17 protein-coding genes are annotated in these 18,061 nt (G+C 68.4%); 5 read left to right on the plus strand and 12 right to left on the minus strand.

Annotated elements, in window-relative coordinates; translation table 11 throughout:
- Positions 1-10: 10 nt before the first annotated feature.
- From ACIRU3_RS43595 to ACIRU3_RS43610, 4 genes are all read right to left on the minus strand, one after another.
- Positions 11-508, minus strand: a complete 498-nt coding sequence (locus ACIRU3_RS43595) for a cupin domain-containing protein (RefSeq protein WP_404069327.1) — start codon at positions 506-508, stop codon at positions 11-13.
- A 258-nt stretch (positions 509-766) separates the two neighbouring features.
- Positions 767-1,381 (minus strand): dihydrofolate reductase family protein, encoded by a 615-nt coding sequence (locus ACIRU3_RS43600; protein ID WP_404069329.1) that lies wholly within the window; start codon positions 1,379-1,381, stop codon positions 767-769.
- A gap of 330 nt (positions 1,382-1,711) precedes the next feature.
- Complete coding sequence (locus ACIRU3_RS43605) at positions 1,712-2,527, minus strand: DUF899 domain-containing protein (protein WP_404069331.1); 816 nt, start codon at positions 2,525-2,527, stop codon at positions 1,712-1,714.
- A 161-nt stretch (positions 2,528-2,688) separates the two neighbouring features.
- Positions 2,689-3,651, minus strand: coding sequence for an NAD(P)H-dependent flavin oxidoreductase (locus ACIRU3_RS43610; protein ID WP_404069333.1), 963 nt, complete (start codon positions 3,649-3,651; stop codon positions 2,689-2,691).
- Between the two features lie 353 nt (positions 3,652-4,004).
- Between ACIRU3_RS43610 and ACIRU3_RS43615 the strand changes: the two genes are divergently transcribed.
- Both ACIRU3_RS43615 and ACIRU3_RS43620 read left to right on the plus strand, forming a co-directional pair.
- Positions 4,005-5,345 carry a PP2C family protein-serine/threonine phosphatase gene (locus tag ACIRU3_RS43615; protein WP_404069335.1) on the plus strand — a complete coding sequence of 447 codons (1,341 nt, stop codon included), beginning with the start codon at positions 4,005-4,007 and terminating at the stop codon, positions 5,343-5,345.
- 494 nt (positions 5,346-5,839) lie between these two features.
- Positions 5,840-6,826, plus strand: a complete 987-nt coding sequence (locus ACIRU3_RS43620) for an Ig-like domain-containing protein (RefSeq protein ID WP_404069337.1) — start codon at positions 5,840-5,842, stop codon at positions 6,824-6,826.
- A 397-nt stretch (positions 6,827-7,223) separates the two neighbouring features.
- Here the strand turns inward: ACIRU3_RS43620 and ACIRU3_RS43625 are convergent, their stop codons facing one another.
- The 6 genes from ACIRU3_RS43625 to ACIRU3_RS43650 all read right to left on the minus strand — a co-directional run bounded on the left by ACIRU3_RS43625 (position 7,224) and on the right by ACIRU3_RS43650 (position 13,945).
- Positions 7,224-7,610 carry a hypothetical protein gene (locus ACIRU3_RS43625; protein ID WP_404069339.1) on the minus strand — a complete coding sequence of 129 codons (387 nt, stop codon included), beginning with the start codon at positions 7,608-7,610 and terminating at the stop codon, positions 7,224-7,226.
- A gap of 166 nt (positions 7,611-7,776) precedes the next feature.
- Positions 7,777-9,888 carry a SpoIIE family protein phosphatase gene (locus ACIRU3_RS43630; protein ID WP_404069341.1) on the minus strand — a complete coding sequence of 704 codons (2,112 nt, stop codon included), beginning with the start codon at positions 9,886-9,888 and terminating at the stop codon, positions 7,777-7,779.
- A 731-nt stretch (positions 9,889-10,619) separates the two neighbouring features.
- Positions 10,620-11,435 carry an SDR family oxidoreductase gene (locus ACIRU3_RS43635; protein WP_404069343.1) on the minus strand — a complete coding sequence of 272 codons (816 nt, stop codon included), beginning with the start codon at positions 11,433-11,435 and terminating at the stop codon, positions 10,620-10,622.
- A 768-nt stretch (positions 11,436-12,203) separates the two neighbouring features.
- Complete coding sequence (locus ACIRU3_RS43640; protein ID WP_404069345.1) at positions 12,204-12,347, minus strand: hypothetical protein; 144 nt, start codon at positions 12,345-12,347, stop codon at positions 12,204-12,206.
- A 22-nt stretch (positions 12,348-12,369) separates the two neighbouring features.
- Positions 12,370-12,672 carry a hypothetical protein gene (locus ACIRU3_RS43645; protein WP_404069347.1) on the minus strand — a complete coding sequence of 101 codons (303 nt, stop codon included), beginning with the start codon at positions 12,670-12,672 and terminating at the stop codon, positions 12,370-12,372.
- A gap of 940 nt (positions 12,673-13,612) precedes the next feature.
- A complete protein-coding gene (locus tag ACIRU3_RS43650; protein ID WP_404069349.1) occupies positions 13,613-13,945 on the minus strand; it encodes a helix-turn-helix transcriptional regulator in 333 nt (110 codons plus the stop codon).
- A 267-nt stretch (positions 13,946-14,212) separates the two neighbouring features.
- Here ACIRU3_RS43650 and ACIRU3_RS43655 point away from each other — a divergent pair, with 267 nt between their 5' ends.
- Positions 14,213-14,908, plus strand: coding sequence for an ANTAR domain-containing protein (locus tag ACIRU3_RS43655; protein WP_404069351.1), 696 nt, complete (start codon positions 14,213-14,215; stop codon positions 14,906-14,908).
- 164 nt (positions 14,909-15,072) lie between these two features.
- On the opposite strand, the gene ACIRU3_RS43660 is transcribed toward ACIRU3_RS43655, so the two are convergent.
- Together ACIRU3_RS43660 and ACIRU3_RS43665 are read right to left on the minus strand one after the other, a co-directional pair.
- Complete coding sequence (locus ACIRU3_RS43660; RefSeq protein ID WP_404069353.1) at positions 15,073-16,224, minus strand: FAD-dependent oxidoreductase; 1,152 nt, start codon at positions 16,222-16,224, stop codon at positions 15,073-15,075.
- Positions 16,225-16,498: 274 nt separating this feature from the next.
- Positions 16,499-16,690 (minus strand): hypothetical protein, encoded by a 192-nt coding sequence (locus ACIRU3_RS43665; RefSeq protein WP_404069355.1) that lies wholly within the window; start codon positions 16,688-16,690, stop codon positions 16,499-16,501.
- Between the two features lie 398 nt (positions 16,691-17,088).
- Here ACIRU3_RS43665 and ACIRU3_RS43670 point away from each other — a divergent pair, with 398 nt between their 5' ends.
- Together ACIRU3_RS43670 and ACIRU3_RS43675 are read left to right on the plus strand one after the other, a co-directional pair.
- Positions 17,089-17,478 carry a hypothetical protein gene (locus tag ACIRU3_RS43670; RefSeq protein WP_404069357.1) on the plus strand — a complete coding sequence of 130 codons (390 nt, stop codon included), beginning with the start codon at positions 17,089-17,091 and terminating at the stop codon, positions 17,476-17,478.
- A 146-nt stretch (positions 17,479-17,624) separates the two neighbouring features.
- Positions 17,625-17,963, plus strand: coding sequence for a hypothetical protein (locus ACIRU3_RS43675; protein ID WP_404069359.1), 339 nt, complete (start codon positions 17,625-17,627; stop codon positions 17,961-17,963).
- Positions 17,964-18,061: the final 98 nt, after the last annotated feature.

The raw sequence follows: 18,061 nt of genomic DNA on the forward strand, positions 1-18,061 counted from the left end.
GATCGTGAGGTCAGCGGCGGGCGAGTTCCTGCTGCCAGACGGGGCTCTCGAAGTAGTGGTTGTCGAACTGCTCGGAGCTGTCGCGGATGTCCTGTACGGAGGCCTCGCCCCGGTAGACCCGCTCCAGCAGCCGGTAGTAGTCGAACCGGTCCATTCCCGGAGTGAAGACGACGAGCATCTCGGCCTCGCTGTCCGGGGCCGGCGCGAAGGCGTGCGGCACGGTCGGCGGGACGGTCAGGAAGTCGCCCTGGCCGAGCGTGAGGATCTGGTCGTCGAGCAGGATCCGCATGGATCCGTTGAGCACATAGAACATTTCGGTGGCTCGGGTGTGGAAGTGCGCGGGGGCACCGGGTGAGCCCTTGTGCAGGGTCGCGCGGTTGGCGGTCAGTGCACCGCCGGTGGCGTTCGCGTCGGCCAGCAGCGTGATCAGGCTGGTCGCTCCGTCCTGCAGTGTCTCGGCCTCGTCGGCGCGGACGAGGACGGGCTTCGAGGCACTGGTGAACGTCATGGTCACTCCTGGGTCTTGGTAGATCCGTCGGCCGGTGTTCCCGGCGACACCACTGAATCTATGCTCTGGAAAGACCTGGATGCGAGTGCATTTTGGGCGCGAGATCATGGGTCAATCTAGGGCGAGCAGGTTGGGACCGCGCAGCTCATGCGGCCGATGTGGAGTCCGACGTTTTGGAGCGCAGTGGGCGCCCGGTTCGGCGCGAACGCACGCGATCTGTCGCATCGAAGGTTGGCTGAGCGATCGGCAGCGAGGTCGTCAGAGGACGTCGTACGTCAGGTGGGTCGCGGTCGATGTCGAGGTCACGTTCCGCTGCACCAGTGTGCGGGGCGCTCCGCCGATGAACAGTGGCGTCCCGGCGCCCAGCACGACGGGCGCGAGGTGCAGCGTCAGCGCGTCGACGAGCCCGACTTCGAGCGCCGAGCCGATCGTGGCGCCGCCTCCCATGAGGACGACGTCGAGGTCATTGCCGCTGTACGACGACGCCGCCTCGGCACGCTTGCGCGCGACGACGACAGCGTCGGGCAGACCGGTGGTGACGAACGTCCAGTCGAGGTCGGTGAGCCGCACCGATTCCGGCAGGCGGCTCGTCACGACGACGAACGCGGGCTTGCCGACCTCGCCGGCGCCGTAGCCGCACGTGTCGTCCCAGCCGTTCGGCCCGTCGACCACGTCGAAGAGCCGGCGGCCGAGGACGACGGCGCCCGAGCGGGCGGCCGCCTCGCGCAGGACTCGGCGGTCGTCGGGGTCGTCGGAGAACGCCCAGGTGTGCAGGGCCTCGCCGCCGGTACCCAGACCGTTGTCCGGACCCGGGTCGGGTCCGGTGACGAAGCCATCGAGAGAGACCGAGATGTCAGCGATGATTCGAGTCATACCAGGGCAGACCCGATCCGCCGCCCGAACTCATCGCCGGCGTGCCGAGGTCAACGAGAGTCGGGACCGCACCCCCTCGGCCGCTGTCCGCCTCTCCCACCGCAGGGCATCAGGGCGGGTCACTGGCCACATCAGCGGCAGTTTCTTCCGGCAGTCAATGCATTCGACTGCGCATGCCGACCGCCCCGGGGCTCTGGCGTGCCTTGAAAGCAGTGCCGCGTCGATCTGGCAGGCCGTGACGAGTACGGGCCACCTGGACGATGCGTGCGACCGGAGTCCAAGTGGGACTGGCAAGCCTGACACACTGTCGGCGTCGTCGACGAACGTACGTCAGTGATGGTGGCCGTGCCGGCCGAGGGTCTCCACGGGGGTTGCGCCGGGGCGGGTCCACTGCGGTACAGGGCGGCTGGTCGGTCCCCAGGTGGCGTTCCCGTCCGCGTCCGAGCGCCAGTACCAGCAGGCCTGGCCGCCCACCGACGGGTGCCCCTTGCGGGCATCGCCGGTCACGGGCCGGCCCTCGGGGTTGTCCTCCCACGCCTCGCCGCGGCCGTAGGGCGTCATGTCGAGCAGGCCGAGGGACCCGTTGACGCGCTCGTTGCCACGGCCCGTCGTGGAGTAGGTGAGGAACACGCGGTCGCCGTCGCGCAGGAAGCAGGTGAGGTACCCCATGTCGCCGCCGGCCGGCCCGTCCACGTCGCGCACCGAGTACCAGGGCTGGGTGTAGCCCATGAACTCGACATAGGAGGCCACCTCGTCCCAGGGGCCCGTGGTCAGGACGGCGAACGAGACACCGCGGGCGTTGAGATAGACAGCGTCCTTCAGGTGCCAGGCCGTGGTGGTGCAGCCTTCGCACTGTCCCTGGTGCGGCGTGCCGTCGTACCACATGTGCTTGTAGACCACGAGCTCGTCGCGGCCCTGGAACAGGTCCAGGAACGGGACCGGGCCGTCGGGTCCGACAACCTCGACCGTCCCGTCGAACTCCACCATCGGCAGCCGGCGGCGGGCCGCGGCGATGGCGTCCCCCTCGCGGGTATGGGCCTTCTCGCGGATCAGCAGCTCGTCACGGGCGGCCTGCCAGGCGGCCAGGTCGACGACGGGCGGGCGCCCGGGCAGCGCGCCGGTCGGGTCACTCGGCGTGGTCGTCATGGTGTCCTCCGTGGTGTCTCGTGCCGGGCGGTGTTGTACGACGTCCTACGACGTCACCAGAACAGACTCGCGGCCCGGCCGGAACTCATCGCAGCGGGGGCGCCCTCGACGGAGCCTGCACGGATCACATGGGGCCGACAAGTTCACGGACGCGTTCTCCGTCAGCGCAGCAGGGACCGAGGCCGCGAGGCCAGGATCGCCTCGGCCTCGTCACTGATCGTCCGGACCACGTCCGCAGCGGGGCGGACGGCATCGACGAGGGACGCCGACTGACCGTAGAGGATCTCGCCCGTCTCGGGGTCGGGTGCGGCCTCGAAGGGGTTGCTGTCTTTCATGGGCGCGAACTCCTCTTTGCGTTCCCGAAGTGTTGCCTCTCGTCCTGACCACTCATCGGTGAACCGATTACGGCGGACCCGTGTGCCGATGCCCGCCGGCCAGGGAAGCCCCGACACGATGTCGTAGGCCCGCGTCCATACGGTGTCGCTGCCATCGCTCTCGACGATCAGGCGCTTGTGGACATCGTGCACCTCAACCGCCTCGGGCGTTGCGAGAAACGCCGTGCCCAGCCAGGCGCCGTCCGCGCCGGCGGTGAGGACGGCGGCGAGTGTCCGACCGTCGGCAATGCCCCCTGCGGCGAGCACCGGAACATCGGGATAACGCCTCACGATCCCGGCCAGGAACGGCAGCAGGCCCATGGTCCCGGTGTGGCCACCGGCCTCGGTGCCCTGTGCCACGAGGACATCGGTACCCGCGGCGACGGCCGTCTCAGCGTCATCGTAGTTCTGGACTTGGCACATCACCCGGGCTCCCGCGTCCTTGGCGCGAGCAAGCCACGGCCGGGGGTTGGCGAACGACAGCGCGATGATCTCTGGTCGTCCCTCCAGGGCAGCGTCGAAATGCGGCTCGGTGAAGGGGAGGAACGGCGTGATGAAGCCGACTCCGAACGGTCGGTCCGTCGTGGCGCGAATGGTCGCGATCTCGGCGCGGATCCAGTCAGGCCCTTTCCAGGGATGGGTACCCCCGAAGGAGCCGAGCCCGCCGGCGGCGGAAACGGCGGCGGCGAGCGTCCCGCCACTGTGCAAGCTCATGGGGGCGGCCATCACCGGGTAAGTGATACCGAACATTTCGGTAAATCTCGTATGCAACATGGGTCAACGCTAGCTACAACGGTGAGCTCGACCAACTGACAACGCAGCGGGCGGTTCGCCGACTACGCCCGCAACGCTCGCCGAAACTGGCCGTGGCGGGTATTCCATGACGGTCGGTTCTGGACGTCGTCCGAAATGCGGTGTGGAGTGATCTGCGCGCAGGGCGGCAGCCGGTGACAGGCCCTTCGTTCGGTGTCTCGGCGTCGCGTGTGCGCAGCACGCACATGCGGCGGCCGGCTCGCCGTCCGCCCTGGGTTTCCGGCGGGTGCCGCTCAGCCTGATGATTCGCCGGTTCCTCTGCGACAACGGCCTGTGCTCCCGCGAGACCCGTGGCGGAACAGATGTCGTGCCTGATCACCCCGTACCAGCGCCGGACGGTCACCGCGGTCGCCGCAGGAGACCTGCTCCGCCTGGCCGGGCCGAGCCTCTCCTCGCCTTCCCCGGAGTCAGAACGGCATGATGCCGGTCTGCGGCCAGTACACGCCGGCCGACATTCGGCGATCTTCCTGGGCCACGCCAGTCCGGAGGCCGCGACTGCAGTCACCACTGCACGTTTCTACCTATATTTGCGCCTTATGAAGGTATTTGGTTGGAGCGGTGCACGCTGGTCGGACAGGGTGCGCCAGGATCCGGCGCTGGGTTCACCGCTGCTCCTGACAGCGCTCCTTGTCGCCCTCGCGGTGTTGACGCCGCCCGAAGTGCCCGTCACCCGGCTGCTCCCGACCGCGCCCGCCCTCGCGGCGGCACTGTGGCCAGTTGGACCCACGCTGCTCCTCGGGCTGGCTTGTCTGGTGGGGGTCACGGTCTACGCTGTCATGTCGCCCGACCATTCGGTCCTGTTCACTGCAGCAGCCGTCGGAGCGGTCACCGTGGCCGCCGCATACGCCAGCCACCTGCGGCTGCAGCGTGAGGGAACGCTCACCGAGGTCCGCACCGTGGCCGACGCCACGCAGAAGGTTTTGCTGCGCCCCATCCCGCGCCGTGTCGGGCCCTTGGAGATCGGCAGCCTGTACCTGACCGCCACCCCGTACGCGCGGGTGGGTGGGGACTTCTATGCCCTGGCCAACACGCGGCACGGAATCCGCCTGGTCATCGGCGATGTCCGCGGCAAAGGACTGCCCGCTCTCGCAGTGGCCTCGGCCTTGCTCGGCTCGTTCAGGGAAGCAGCCTACGAGGCCGCCGACCTCAACCAGCTAGCCAAGCGCTTGGAGGCCACGCTGCTCCGCGACGACGCTGCCGCCCTCGCCCAAGGAGACCCCGCCGAACTCTTCGCCACCGCCGTACTCGCGGAAATCCCCCGCCACGGCAGCCACGCCACGATCCTCAGCTGCGGCCACCCCCCACCCCTGCTCGGGCGTCACGGCAGCATCCACATCCTCGACACAGACGATCCCGCCCCGCCCCTGAACCTCGGCGGCATGATCACCGTCACCTGCCGCCCCCGGCGTTTTCTCTTTCTGGCCGGTGACCAACTGCTGCTCTACACCGACGGCGTCAGCGAAACCCGCGACGCAACCGGAGCGTTCTTCCCGCTCGCCACCTGGGCCAGAACACAGCTGACCACACCACCCAGGCAAGTCCTGAACAACCTCCACCACGCCCTGCTCAAACACAGCGGCAACAACCTCAACGACGACATCGCCGCCATCGCCATCCTCAAAACCACCTGACCGCATGGCGCAACGCGGGCTACCCCCCTCGCAGGGCCACCTGGCGACTCGCACACACGACTGGATTCAGTGGGGCGCGGACCTCTGGAGGGTGATCGGCATGGTTTCACAGCCGCCCAGTCGGGGGGTGGGTCAAGAGGCGTCGGCGTAGGCGAGATGGGTGCCGCAGACGATGCAGCGGAAGAGCATGGCGCTTGCTCCATCACCGAGGTGCGTCAGGAACTGCTCCAGCTGGGGATGCATCGTGCCAGCCGCCCATACGCAGGTCGAGCCGGAGCTGGTCGAGGGCCTCGGGATGGGCTGCCAGCTCGGTGTACCCGACCTCGCCGATGAAGGCGGCCGCGTCCTGGCGCCCTGAATCGTCCCCATCCCGGCGGTGCGTATCGAGTTTTGGGACACGCTTTACGCGACGCATGCAACTGCGGCCCACTCCCTCGCTGTCTGACAGGGAGTCGGGCCCGTCAGGGCCGAAGAGCGAGAGAGCGGGGCAGGTCGTGGGACGGGGCAAGGGCGGCATAGGGATCGCACTCGTCGTAGGTGCGATGCTGGTGGGCGCGAGTGCCTGCGGCACGGGCGGCAGCGACAAGGCGAGCGGGGACGACACGAAGGCGTCGGGCAAGCCGAGTGCGAGCGCTTCTCCGTCACCGACGAAGCCCGCGGGCCCGCCGATGCTGCTGGAGACGATCACCCCGCAGACGGGAACCACGGTCGGCGTGGCCATGCCGATCTCGGTGGTCTTCACGAACCCGGTGGCGGCAAAGGCACGGGCCGCGGTGGAGAAGCACATGAAGGTGAGCGCCTCGCAGCCGGTGGCCGGGGCCTGGCACTGGTTCGGCGACAAGCGCGCCGACTGGCGGCCGAAGACGTACTGGCCCTCCGGCACGAAGGTGAAGATCGACGCTGACATGAAGGGCGTCAGCAACGGCAACGGGCGCTACGGCGTGCGCACCTACACGCACACCTTCACGATCGGCGACGACGTGCGCGCGGATGTCTCGGTGACCGGCCACACCATGAAGGTGTCCCGGAACGGCAAGGCGGTGCGCACCCTGTCGATCAATGCGGGCAGCGCTCAGTATCCGACGTGGAACGGCACGATGGCCGTCATCGACAAGCAGGAGAAGGTCCACATGACCTCCTGCAGCGTCGGCATCAGCTGCGACAAGGACAGCCCCAACTACTACGACCTGACGCTGCCCTGGGACGTCCACCTGACCCAGTCCGGCACGTACGTGCACTACTCGACCGGCGACCCCACTCCGGGCAGCGGCAGCGCCCGCGGCTCGCACGGCTGCGTCCACCTGTCCCTGTCGGACGCCAAGTGGTTCTACGGCCAGGTCAAGCAGGGCGACCCCGTCACCATCACCGGCTCGCCCCGTGCAAAGGCCCCGGCCGACAACGGCTACGCCGCCTTCAACCTGGGATGGGACCAGTGGCTCGCCGGCAGCGCGTCCGGGGAGGGGACGACCGCGACGCTGTGATGCGCTGCCGCGGCGGCGCCACTCAGCACTCGATGATGACCGCGGGGGCCACCGTTCCGCTCGCCCTTCGGGCTGATCGGAAACGGCTGGCCCTCCGGCACACCCCACTCGTCCAACCGCGGGCCGAAGTCAGGGAACGGCGCACTGGATTCCCGTATGAGCGCCGTCGCTTCGCGTGGCCACACCTGCTCCCGGCGAGCGAGCCGCAGGTCTCGGAATTGCGGCACCGGCCGACCGGTGGCATCAAGCCCCCGATGTCGATCGCTCGGTGCATGACACCAAGTCGTCGCCGGCCGGCCGACGCTGCGGCGTTGGCCCGCCGTCCGCTGTCCGCGATCCCTCGGCCGCCGTTCAGCTCTGCATGAAGTCGATCTTGACGTCAAGACAGAGCAGGTCGTCATCCTCGAGGGTGCAGCCACGTACGGCCACGGAGGACTTGGCCCGGGGGATCTCCCTCTCGAGCTGCTTGGCGGGGGTCAGCACCAACGGGGCCCTTCCAGGTGGATCCGTCGGCAACGCCTGCGTCGGTGGTGAGCGTCCAGCCGGAGACATCCCCTCCGCGCAACGCCTCGAACAGGTCGTACCGCCTCTGGAGCAGCTTGACGAGACCCAGCTTGACCATGACGCCCAGGTAGGCGCCGTCCTTGATCTCCTCTTGCGCGACGGCCTTGATGGTCGCCTTCCACTCGCTGCCCGGCCTCAGTGAATCCGGGGTGCTGGTGATGCTCTGGATCAACAGTGGGTAACCCGGCAGACCGCAGTCGGTGTAGCTCCAATGTGCCATTCACAGTGCGTAATCGGCGAGGTTCCATGCGTGCCTGGCGGTGGAGTCCCCGCGGAGGACAGCCCTGGCGCCAAGGTGTCACCTTCATGGTCGTGGCTGTGGTCGGCGTGTTGCGCAGACCCGTCCGCCGGTCGCCTACGGGTGCGATGCCGAACGGTGCGGCGATCTATGTGTTCGACGTCCCTTCGGGGCCGGCGAGGTCCTGCTCCGCCCAGATGGTCTTGCCGCTGTCGTGGTAGCGGGTACCCCAGCGCCGGGAGCACTGCGCGACGAGGAAGAGACCGCGTCCGCCCTCGTCCGTGGCGGCGGCCCGGCGGATATGGGGTGAGGTGCTGCTCGCATCACTGACCTCGCAGATCAGCATCAGATCGCGGATGAGCCGGAGCCGGATCGGCGGGCCGCCATAACGGATGGCGTTGGTGACCAGCTCGCTGACGATGAGTTCGGTGGTGAAGGCCAGGTCCTCCAGACCCCACAGCTGCAGCTGGTGCAGGGCCAGCGAGCGGGTGTCGGCGACGGCGCCGGGATCGTCGGGCACGTCCCACGTGGCGACCTGAGCCGCTGGGAGACCGCGCGTACGGGCTAGGAGCAGCGCCACGTCGTTGTGCGGGGCCAGACGGGACGTCGACACGTCGGCGAGAGCCTGGCAGATCTCTTCTGGGGGCAGACTGTCCTGAGTGATGATCGCGTGGAGAAGTGCGTTCAGCGCATGGTCGGCGTCTTTGCCATCAAGGAGGCCGCGGGTGTGGAGCAGGAGGGTGCTGCTCTCGGCAAGCTCGATCTCGAGAGGCTCAAAGACGGGGTCGCCCAGCCCGAGCGGCTGGTTGGGCGGCAGCTCGGGGAAACGTACCTGACGAGCCGGTTCAGCGATTGCCGGCGGGGCATGACCGGCGCTCGCCAGGACACAGCGCCGCGACACCGGGTCGTAGATCGCGTACAGGCAGGTTGCACCGACGAGTCTGTCCATGATGGAAGCGGATCCCGAGGTGCGGGCGCGCTCGACCAGCCGAGGCACCATGGCATCGAGCCGGGCGAGCACCTCTTCGGGAGCCAGATCCAGCTGTGCAAGGGTACGGACGGCGGAACAGATCTGCCCCGCGCAGGCCGCGGCCGCGACGCCCTCCCCGGGTACATCGCCGATGGCGAGAGCGACGCGGGCGCCGGACAGCGGGATCACGTCGAACCAGCAGGCGCCCACCCCGGGGTGCGCACGGGCGGGCTGATAGCAGTGCGCGACATGGATCGCGCTCTGCGCGGGCACGTTTTGCGGAAACATGCTCTGCCGAAGGGTGACGGCGGCGGTCCGCTCACCGGTGTAGCGGCGGGCGTTGTCCACGCAGACGGCCGCCCGGGCCACCAGATCCTGCACCAGCACCAGGTCCTCGGGCTCGAAGGCGGCCGGGCGGGCCGCCGTGCGGTACAGGTGCGCCACACCGAGGACGGTGTCCCGGGCCCGAAGGGGCACCACCATGAGGGAATGCGTCCCGTGTGCCAGCAGCGTTTGCGCCCTGGGATCGGAGGAGTCGCGGATCCAGTCGGACTCCGGGTCGATCACCGGGACGAGCACGGGCTCTCCGCTGAGGAGACTGCGAGCGTGCGGCGTGGCGGCGGAAAAGTTTTGGACATCACCGATCCGATGCAGCCCCTGGGCGATGGCCGGCGCGGTGGCCTTGCGTGCGGTCAGACGCAGCACGCCTCCGCCACTACCGGGAGGTACAGGTTCTTCGCCTGCCACCACGCCGTCCAGGAGATCGACCGTGGCCAGGTCGGCCAGGCGCGGGACAAGGACGTCGGCCAGCTCCCCGGCGGTGCGTGTGACGTCGAGTGTCGTGCCGATGCGGGTCGCGGCCTCATCGAGCAGGGCCAGACGCTCCCGGGCGCGATGGTGGTCGGTGATGTCGGTGACCATGTCGGTGACGCCCAGCGTCCGGCCGTCCGGTCCCGTCAGCGCGAACGACGACGCCACCCAGACACGATCCGTGGCGGGGTCGGCAGGGGTGCGCCCGTGATGCTCGGTGCCGGCGACGGGCAGACCTGTCTCCAGAACCTTGGTGAGACGGCTCTCGATGGAGGCGGTGTCGATATCGGGCAGCACCTCGCCGAGCCGGTGACCGAGCAACTGGGCGTTGGGAATTCCGTGGATGCTCTCCAGAGCGGGATTGGCTCGTACGACGCGTAGCCGGGAGTCGTACACAGCCACACCGATCGGTGACTGGGTGAACAGCGCGTCCAGGATCGCGAGGTCCTCCTCGCGTGGAAGCAGCCGCTCGGGCGTCACTCCGTCAGAGTCGTCAGCGGATGATTCAGCCGGAATCCTCATCTCCATGGTCCCGTCAGTCGGCCGCCATCGCCAATGCCCGACGAGTCCGATGCTCCCTTTTCACCGAGCCTTGTGAAACCCCGGCACACCGCCCGAAGAGAACTCCACGGGCAGGCAGTCCCCAAATTTCCGGGACCTTTTGGCATGTCCTGGACGCACCTCGGACTCGTTTCCGACATCTCATTCACGTTAAGCACGGACGGCCGGCCTTCGCGCGGTGGCAGCAGCTTCCCCCTCCCCGCCGTGATCTGCAGACGCGGGGCATTGCGAGGCACTCGTGCCGGGTGCCCCAGTCGGCCATCCTCTGCGCGGGCACTTGATGGAGGACTGGAGAAGGGCGGCGGAAACGTCCCCGCCTGGTGAACGTGGATCGGCCCGTGAGTACAGTGCTTGGCCTGCTGCGATGCCCGCTCCCGCAGCGAATTCCTCGGCCTCACGGGAAAGGGCAGCGCCACCGGAACCAACCCCCGACCGCACAGGAAGTCGAGCACGTACTTCGCCACCTCCGATGGGCCGAGGTGTCGAGCCGGTCGTCGGCGTGGATGACGACGTCGGCGCGGGGGACGTCGTCGAGCAGCCGGGGTGGGAGCGCCTTGGCGAGCCGTGGCAGCTGGGTGTCGGAGGGGGCAGGAGTCGCACGGAGCGACGGTGGCCGTCCAGCTGCCCGGACCCCACGGACACCGCGCCGGTCAGCGCTCCTGGGCGGTCGGCCGCACCATGATCTCGTTGATCGCGACGTGCGCAGGCTGGGTGACCATGAAGGCGACGGTCCGGGCGATGTCCTCGGCCCGGAGCCAGCTGTCCTGCGGCAGACCGTGGGTCACGGACGTCTGTCTGCCGCCGATGGTCATCTCCGTCTCGGTCATGCCCGGTTCGACGAGACCGACCCGGACGCCCCGCCCGGTCACCTCCTGGCGGAGCGCCTCGCTGAAGACGCACACCGCATGTTTGGTGGCCGAGTAGACGCTGTTGTCCTTGCGGGGGACTCGGCCGGAGATCGAGCTGACGTTTACCAGGTCGGCGACACCCCGGGGTCCCGTGTCCGCCGCGTGCAGCAGGTGCGGGAGCGCGGCGTGGGACATCCGCAGTACCGCCCTGAGGTTGAGGTCGACCATCCGGTCCCAGTCCTCGGGGTCGCTGTCCAGCGCCGGGCTCGGCATGCTGAAGCCGGCGTTGTTCACGAGGACGTCGAGCCTGCCGAAGCGGTCCACGGTCTGCACGACGGCCCCGGCCGCCTGCGCGGCGTCTCGGAGATCGGCGGTCACCGCGAGGACCGCACCACCACCCCGCTCCCCGAGGGCCGCGGCGAGCTCCGCCAGCCGGTCCGTGCGGCGGGCGACCAGGGCGAGCGCGAAGCCTTCCCGAGCCAGCGCCCGGGCCGTCGCGGCACCGATGCCACTGGACGCCCCGGTCACCAGCGCCACGCCGCCCGACAGACCGCCACCCGCCGCGGATCCGTCCCGGTCCGTCGTACGGGCATTCCTGGTCTCCTGGGTGCCGTCCATGGTGATGGCGTTCCTCCCCCGCTCGTGTTCCGTCGGCTCGATGGCGACCGAGTCCGGTGCCGGAACGAGTCGTACCCGAAGGCCCGCCGAATCCTTCCTTTCCTGGGCCGTCCGGCGGGCTGGGCGCCGGCCCGCCACCCCTTTTGTTCGCCCGAACGGGGGGCGGGAGCGTGAGGACAGGTACCAGCTCGCCGGACGGCCGCTACTGAGGGTTTCGGCCCAGGGTGACGGGGAGCTCGCCGGTGGGTGTGTCCGGGTGTCGTGCGGTATCCCGATGGGGGCGGGCTGTCCGTGCAGCAGCGGGCTCAGCGGGAGCAAGTGCGCTTCGAGGGTGTTGAGTTTTTCGGTCAAGGGGCGACGCCGACGCATGCCGGGAGTGGCCGGCCTCCTAGCTGGAGAAGTGGCCGGCCTCGCATGGCTGAGTGGAGGACCGGCGATGGAGGCTCGCCCGCATCACCGCGGTGATCGCCCGGCGCAGAGCCGGCGACCTGCGCCAGATGGCCTGGAGCGTGCGTGCGGGCCCCGCAGCGCCGGGCGGCCGAATGCGACGAGGACGCGGTGGCCACGTGGATCAAAGAAACAGAGCCGCAGGTGGAAAGACGGTGAGGGCCCAGGACGCGTGGCTGTGCTTCGCGGTCGGCTCGGGGCAAGAGCTGCGACCCCCGAAGGCGCGGACCGGTCCCTGCGCGGGCACACGGCCGTGGTCACGGTCCGCGCCGTCGGCTTGAGGTGTATCTCCCCGGCCGGTCCGGTCTGCCGCAAGGCCCGTCAGCGGACCCGGCTGATCTTCCACAACTGGTGCACCACGGCCGCAAGGACGAGAAGAAGGGCTTTCGGGAGAAGGACCTCGCTGCCTGGCTGGACGCGGTCCACCAGCAGCTCGGCGGCTCCGTCGTGCTGGTGGGGGACCAAACTGGTGTCGGCCCCCCTGACGTCACACCGAACCGACAACCTCAGCAGCTGGTGCAGTCACCCCGGCGGCCTCCCGAACCCCGGCAGCGAGCACCGCGCACGTGAATGCGATCACAGGGGCCTTCCAGCCCCAGGAGGCGAACACAATCACGGGTACGACGAACATCGAATGGACGGCGGAGACAGCAAACGCCCCCCGCGCCCAACCTCCGCCGATCACCTGCCGACGGACGGCCGCCCAGTGGCGCCACCACAGTCCGGCAGCCACCGCCGCGATGCCGGCCATCACAGCAGCGCTCAGCCGGGCCAGATCAGCATCGGTCACACTGTCAGGGTCTGGTGCGGTCGAGCCGGTCGTGTCGACACTCAGTGCAACCGCAGTCCATGTGAGGGCCGCCGCAGTCAGCAGGGAAGCCAGAACTGCTGCGCGCCACCGGTCCCAACTCATTCCAGAATGCACGGGGTTCGATGTCATGGCTCATTCTAGCCACCGTTCGGAACAGGGACGCGATGGTGGTGCGCCCTGAGAGAACCCTGGATGATTCCGGCGCTGGCTGGAGGAGACCCGGCCGCGTGAAGTCCAGTGCACATTCGGCCATCTATGCGTGCTGGCCCCAGTAGCCGTTGCCCACGCTACTCGGGTAGCCGGCTGGTGAGGTAGTCGGTTCGGGGTGACGGCATGGTGGGCCCGGCGCCAGTTCGATCTTGGCCTCGAAGCGCACTTGCTCCCGCTGAGCCAGCTACTTTGCGGTCAGACCGCCCCACCGGCATACGACATGACACGGGGACACCCACCAGCGAGATCCCGTCACCGTAGCTGAAAACCATGCTGACACCGGGGATCCTCCCGGCTCTGAAGCGAGCCTTCAACTACTCAGTCCACGAAGGCGCGCTGGCGCTGCTGACGGGCCACCAGACACCGCTGGCCGTCCGCCGACCGGGCCGAGCACGGTTGGCCGCCCGGCAGGCCAACCGCGGTGCGTGCGGCCCGGATGCGATCGCCGGCTCAGCGAGGGGCAGACGACGTACCAGTCGAGGATGCGCACTTGAGTGCAGGGCTCGCAGTGGCCGCACCTCCGAAGCCCTGTGGCGAGCAGCTGGCGGGTTCGTCATGGCCGACCGCACGGCGCCGCCTGCCTGCCCGCCCGCCTGTAGCCGGTACCGGCGAGCAGTTGGACGGTGGCCGTGAGCGCAGACCGGAGACGGTCAGGTGGAGTCGCCTGAACGGTCCAGCGCTCTGTCGTGGGGAACCTGTACCGGGGCTGTCAGCTGGTTCTGCTGGTCTCTTCGCTGCGCCGGGCGTCGTGCTGGACCAGGAGGGAGAGCAGTTCCGCCACGGTCAGGTCCGCCTCGGCCGGGTGGCGCAGGATGGTTCCCGGCTGGATCTTGTATGCGTTGGACCGGCCCTCACGGTCGTGGGTGAGGTAACCGTCGGCCTCCAGGTCAGAAATGATCTTCTGGACCGCGCGTTCGGTGAGCCGGCAGTGTGCGGCGATGTCGCGGATGCGGGTCCGTTGATTGCTCGCGATCGCGGCGAGGACCCGGGCGTGGTTGGTGAGGAACGTCCATCCGGTCTGTGGCGCAGGTACTTCTCCCATGCCTCCACGGTAGGACATGCGGTTCACGCATTCGAAAGGATGAAATAATTTTCCGGTATTCCTTGACAGGGAACCGCCGGCGAGCCGAACCTGAGTGGAGGATCAGCGGGCGCCATGGAGGAGGCGGCCATGTTGAAGCAGAGGCTTCCCCGGCAGCGGGCCAGGGCGGGGGGAATAGGGAGCAGACGATCAGTGATGCCATCGCCTGCCGGAGCGGGTGCACTACCGCCGGGTCTCCTGATCGACGCTTCGCCCCGCGGAGGGCGCATGCGCGTGACGATTCGCGGCGAGATCGACATGAGCGCGGAAGCGGCGCTCGAAGCCGCGCTGCAGGACGCCGTCACGCGGAGCACCTATGGGGTGGATCTCGACTTGAGCGGGACAACGTTCTGCGACTGCTCCGGCTTGAATCGCTTCCTGGCTGTACGGCACCGCGCCTTGCCCGCAGGCAAAACGGTGACCATCCAGGCTGCCGGCCCTCTGGTGCAGCGCCTGCTGAGCATCACGGGCACGTGGCCCCTGTTCACGCTTGAGCGCGGGGCCTCGAGCCGGCCGGCAGGCGCCCCCGCTCCGCCGAGCGCAGCATGCGAGGAGGATGCTCTGAACGGTGACGAGGACCTGCGCATGGAGGTCGACCAATTGCGCCGTGCCATGCAGACGCGTCCGGCCATCGACCAGGCGACAGGGATCCTGATGGCCACGTTCGGCCTCAGCGCTCAGGACGCCTGGGACGTGCTGGTCGCGGCCTCCCAGAACACGAACACAAAACTCGCCGTGATCGCTGAGGAACTGGTGGCCACAGTTCAGGGCCAGCCGCTGTCCGAGCCGGTCCAGCAGCAGGTGCGCGCGGCTGTGGCCTCTCTTTGCGGCGACTGCGCACCTTCCGATGAGCTGTCACTGCAACCGCCGGTCCAGAAGGACAACGACGGCGGCCGAGCGGCCGGTGCACCGGACGAGACATAACCCCGGAGTCCCGCACGGGTGACCCGGTCCCTCACTGCAGCGGCCGCACATCGCCTGACAACTCCGCGGAATGGTGCCCCTGGTCTCGAACGAAACGAGGGCAGTTCAAGTGCCTGACGACACCGGCCCGGAGTGTCTGCTGGTGCTCGGTTCTGCTCTTGCTGTCAGTGGCTTTGGGTCATGTGGGCGAGGGTCCGGGTGGCGCTGTCGGGCGCGAAGGCGCTGTCGATTCCCTCGGCGGCGCCTTCGGCTGCTTCCCTGGAGCGGGGCAGCAGAAGGTGCTCGTAAGCGCGGACGGCGTCGTCGACGCCGGTGTTGTTGATGACGGCGTGGGCCAGGTCGGCACCGTCGAGCATGGCGAGATTGGCGCCCATGCCGGAGAACGGCGACATGAGATGGGCGGCGTCGCCCAGGAGGGTGAGGCCGGGGGTGTGCTGCCAGGTGTGGGGGACAGGCAGGGCATACAACGGCCGATTGATGTATCCGGTGTCGGTGTCGGTGATGAAGCCGAGAAGGTCGCGGCTCCAGCCGGTGAATTCCTTGAGCAGTGCTGCGCGTACCGCGCCGGTGTCGGCCAGGTCGAGGCCGGACTTCTGGTACCAGTTCTCGTCGGTGCGCATGCCGATGTAGACGCGGATGTGCTGGTGGCTGTTGCGCTGGGCGATGACGCCCTGGTTGTTGTCGAGAGCCATCATGGTGCCGTTGCCGGTGAGGGAAGCGAGTCCGGAGTGGCGCGTGTCGGCGTCGTCGAGGCCGGTTTCGACGAAGGTGACGCCGGTGTAGACGGGCGTTGCGTCGGAGAGGAGCCTGCGGACTTTCGACCAGGCGCCGTCGGCTCCGATGACGAGATCGGCCTCGGTGGTGGCGCCATCGGCGAAGTGCAGGCGATGGGCGCCTCCGGTGAGGGGTTCGACCTGGGTGAGCTTGTGGCTCCAGCGCACGGTGTCGGGTGTGAGGGCGTCCAGCAGGAGATCCCGAAGCTGGCCGCGGTCGATTTCCGGGTTGCCGTCCTGGGTGTCGGCCTCGGGTGGGACGGCGTCGAACAGGACGCGTGCGTCGCGGCCGACCAGGCGCATCTGTTGGCCTTCGGGGCGGGCCAGTGCCAGGAAGTCCTCCAGTAGTCCGGCTTCGCGCAGGGCGTGTTGGCCTGATTCGGGGTGCATGTCGAGGGTGCCGCCCTGGTTGCGGGCGGTGCGGGAGGCGTCCTGGTCGTGGACGGTGGCGGTGATGCCGTGCCGCTGGAGGATGCGGGCGCAGGTCAGGCCGCCTGGGCCGGCACCGATGATCGCGATGCGGGGCGCGGTGAAGGTGCTCATGGTGGTGCTCCGTTCATGGAGTGGGGTGCTCGGCGCTGGAGGAGAAGAACACTGCGGCCGGGCAGTGCCCAGGCGGCCGGCCATTCCAGAAGAGCACACTCGGTCCAAAAGTGCAACGAGACAACTTATGAATCCGCCTAACCGAAGTGGAGTAGGGTTGAGGCATGGGCGAGACGACTGCGGTGCTCACAGCGGTGGGACAGCGCGAGCACCAGAAGGCCGCAATCCGGCCGTCCCTGGCCGACGTTGCTCTGCGCCACTTCCTTGAACGCGGCTACGACCAGGTCGGTACCGCGACATCGTTGATGCGGCAGATGCGTCCACTACGACTCTTCTCAAGCACGCCCGCGTGGAAGAGGCGCTGGTCTTCGGCGAGGGCGCCGACCAGGAAGCCCGGTGGCCGGCAGCCGTACGCGACCGGCCTCAGGGCCAGTCCGAACTTCGCGGCCCTGCGCGAGCACGCCACGCCCTGCGCTATCGGGTCGGTGCCGGTGCCGGTGCCGGTGCCGGGGACGCCGACGCGAACTTCTCTGCCTTCGTCGAACTCGTCCCGGCCTTGCGTGACTGCGCCCAGCGCATGTGGCTATGCCACAACACAGCGCTCGCGAACGCCGCGGCTGAGGCGACCGGAGCTCCGGCTGTCGGCGTACTCCGTTGAGTGCTCCACGGAGTACGGAGATACCTGCACCGGCTCGGCGAGTTGACGGTCAGTGCGGCAGGCCGCCCGACACCCCGTTGCCGTCGATGCCCGGAGGCGCCGATCGTGTGCATCCAGAAGGAAGGGGTGCCATGGGGCTGTGTCCGTTCCCCGGTGACGGTGCCATCGATGGTCCGGACGCTTGCTTCTCGTATGGAGGTTTCGCCATGTTCCGTCGCCGGCTGGTTCATGTTGAAGGCTTCGACCTGGGCGAGATGATCGGCTTCGGCGGAGACCGGCCATGGACGGAGGTCTCGACCGAGCTGGAACCGTTCCTCAATCATCCAGACGATCACAGCAAGGATCTGTCTCCCCAGGACTGCGCGCGCCGCTGTTCGCCCCAGGCTGGAGGCGATCCTCTGGCAGTGGGTGCCGAAACCTCGATGCAGGCATGGAGAGACACATCGAGGACGCCCAGCGGCTTTCAGCCGTGCTTCGTGTGTGCATCCACAAGAACGGTGATCTTTGCTTCGGATGACGGATCTGACGCGGTGGTGGCTCAGGCTGCGTCGTCGCGGTCTCGTTCGATGGCAGCGGGCCTGTGCTTGACGCCGTAGCTGGAGCGGTTGATCATGCGCTACCGCAGGCTGGCCCACGAGAGTACGTGACACCAAGGTCTGAGCGCCGCAGCGTTTGTGCTGGTCACAGCCCGCACGTGGAGTGAGTGCTACAGGTGACGGTCGTACGAGCCGTTATACAGGCCATGAAGATCACCTCCCGCATCCTCGCCGTGGCAGCCGCGTGCGGCGCCCTGCTGGCGGCCACCGCGACCGCGCGCGCTGCCAATGGCGCCGACGTTCTCAACCTGGTCAACGCCAAGCGTGTCCCGGTCTCCGTCCTCTCGGAAGGCAACATCGGCGCGGACAACATCCAGATCACCGACGTCGGGCAAACCAGCAGCGACGGCAACGGCGACGGGTACGACGCTCCCGGTCTGCCTGGACTCGGATACCTGAGTGAGGCCCTTTTCCATCCCGACACGAGCGACGACAGCAAGGACAACGGCTTCGTGAGCGAAACCCCAGGGAGGAACAGCAACTAGCCACAATGCCGTTGCGTTACGGGCTTGCGGGTTGGGGTCTTGTGATGAGGACGGTTTGAGGTCCAGTGCCGGTCGGCTGTGGCCAGGCGCGGTGTTCA

This window comes from Streptomyces sp. NPDC101151 (assembly GCF_044768335.1).
Taxonomy (GTDB): domain Bacteria; phylum Actinomycetota; class Actinomycetes; order Streptomycetales; family Streptomycetaceae; genus Streptomyces.

Coding starts and splice junctions, on each gene's coding strand:
- ACIRU3_RS43595 (WP_404069327.1), bottom strand. CDS start 508: ATGACGTTCACCAGTGCCTCGAAGCCCGTCCTCGTCCGCGCCGACGAG.
- ACIRU3_RS43600 (WP_404069329.1), bottom strand. CDS start 1,381: ATGACTCGAATCATCGCTGACATCTCGGTCTCTCTCGATGGCTTCGTC.
- ACIRU3_RS43605 (WP_404069331.1), bottom strand. CDS start 2,527: ATGACGACCACGCCGAGTGACCCGACCGGCGCGCTGCCCGGGCGCCCG.
- ACIRU3_RS43610 (WP_404069333.1), bottom strand. CDS start 3,651: ATGTTCGGTATCACTTACCCGGTGATGGCCGCCCCCATGAGCTTGCAC.
- ACIRU3_RS43625 (WP_404069339.1), bottom strand. CDS start 7,610: ATGGCACATTGGAGCTACACCGACTGCGGTCTGCCGGGTTACCCACTG.
- ACIRU3_RS43635 (WP_404069343.1), bottom strand. CDS start 11,435: ATGGACGGCACCCAGGAGACCAGGAATGCCCGTACGACGGACCGGGAC.
- ACIRU3_RS43650 (WP_404069349.1), bottom strand. CDS start 13,945: ATGGGAGAAGTACCTGCGCCACAGACCGGATGGACGTTCCTCACCAAC.
- ACIRU3_RS43655 (WP_404069351.1), top strand. CDS start 14,213: ATGCGCGTGACGATTCGCGGCGAGATCGACATGAGCGCGGAAGCGGCG.
- ACIRU3_RS43660 (WP_404069353.1), bottom strand. CDS start 16,224: ATGAGCACCTTCACCGCGCCCCGCATCGCGATCATCGGTGCCGGCCCA.
- ACIRU3_RS43670 (WP_404069357.1), top strand. CDS start 17,089: ATGTTCCGTCGCCGGCTGGTTCATGTTGAAGGCTTCGACCTGGGCGAG.
- ACIRU3_RS43675 (WP_404069359.1), top strand. CDS start 17,625: ATGAAGATCACCTCCCGCATCCTCGCCGTGGCAGCCGCGTGCGGCGCC.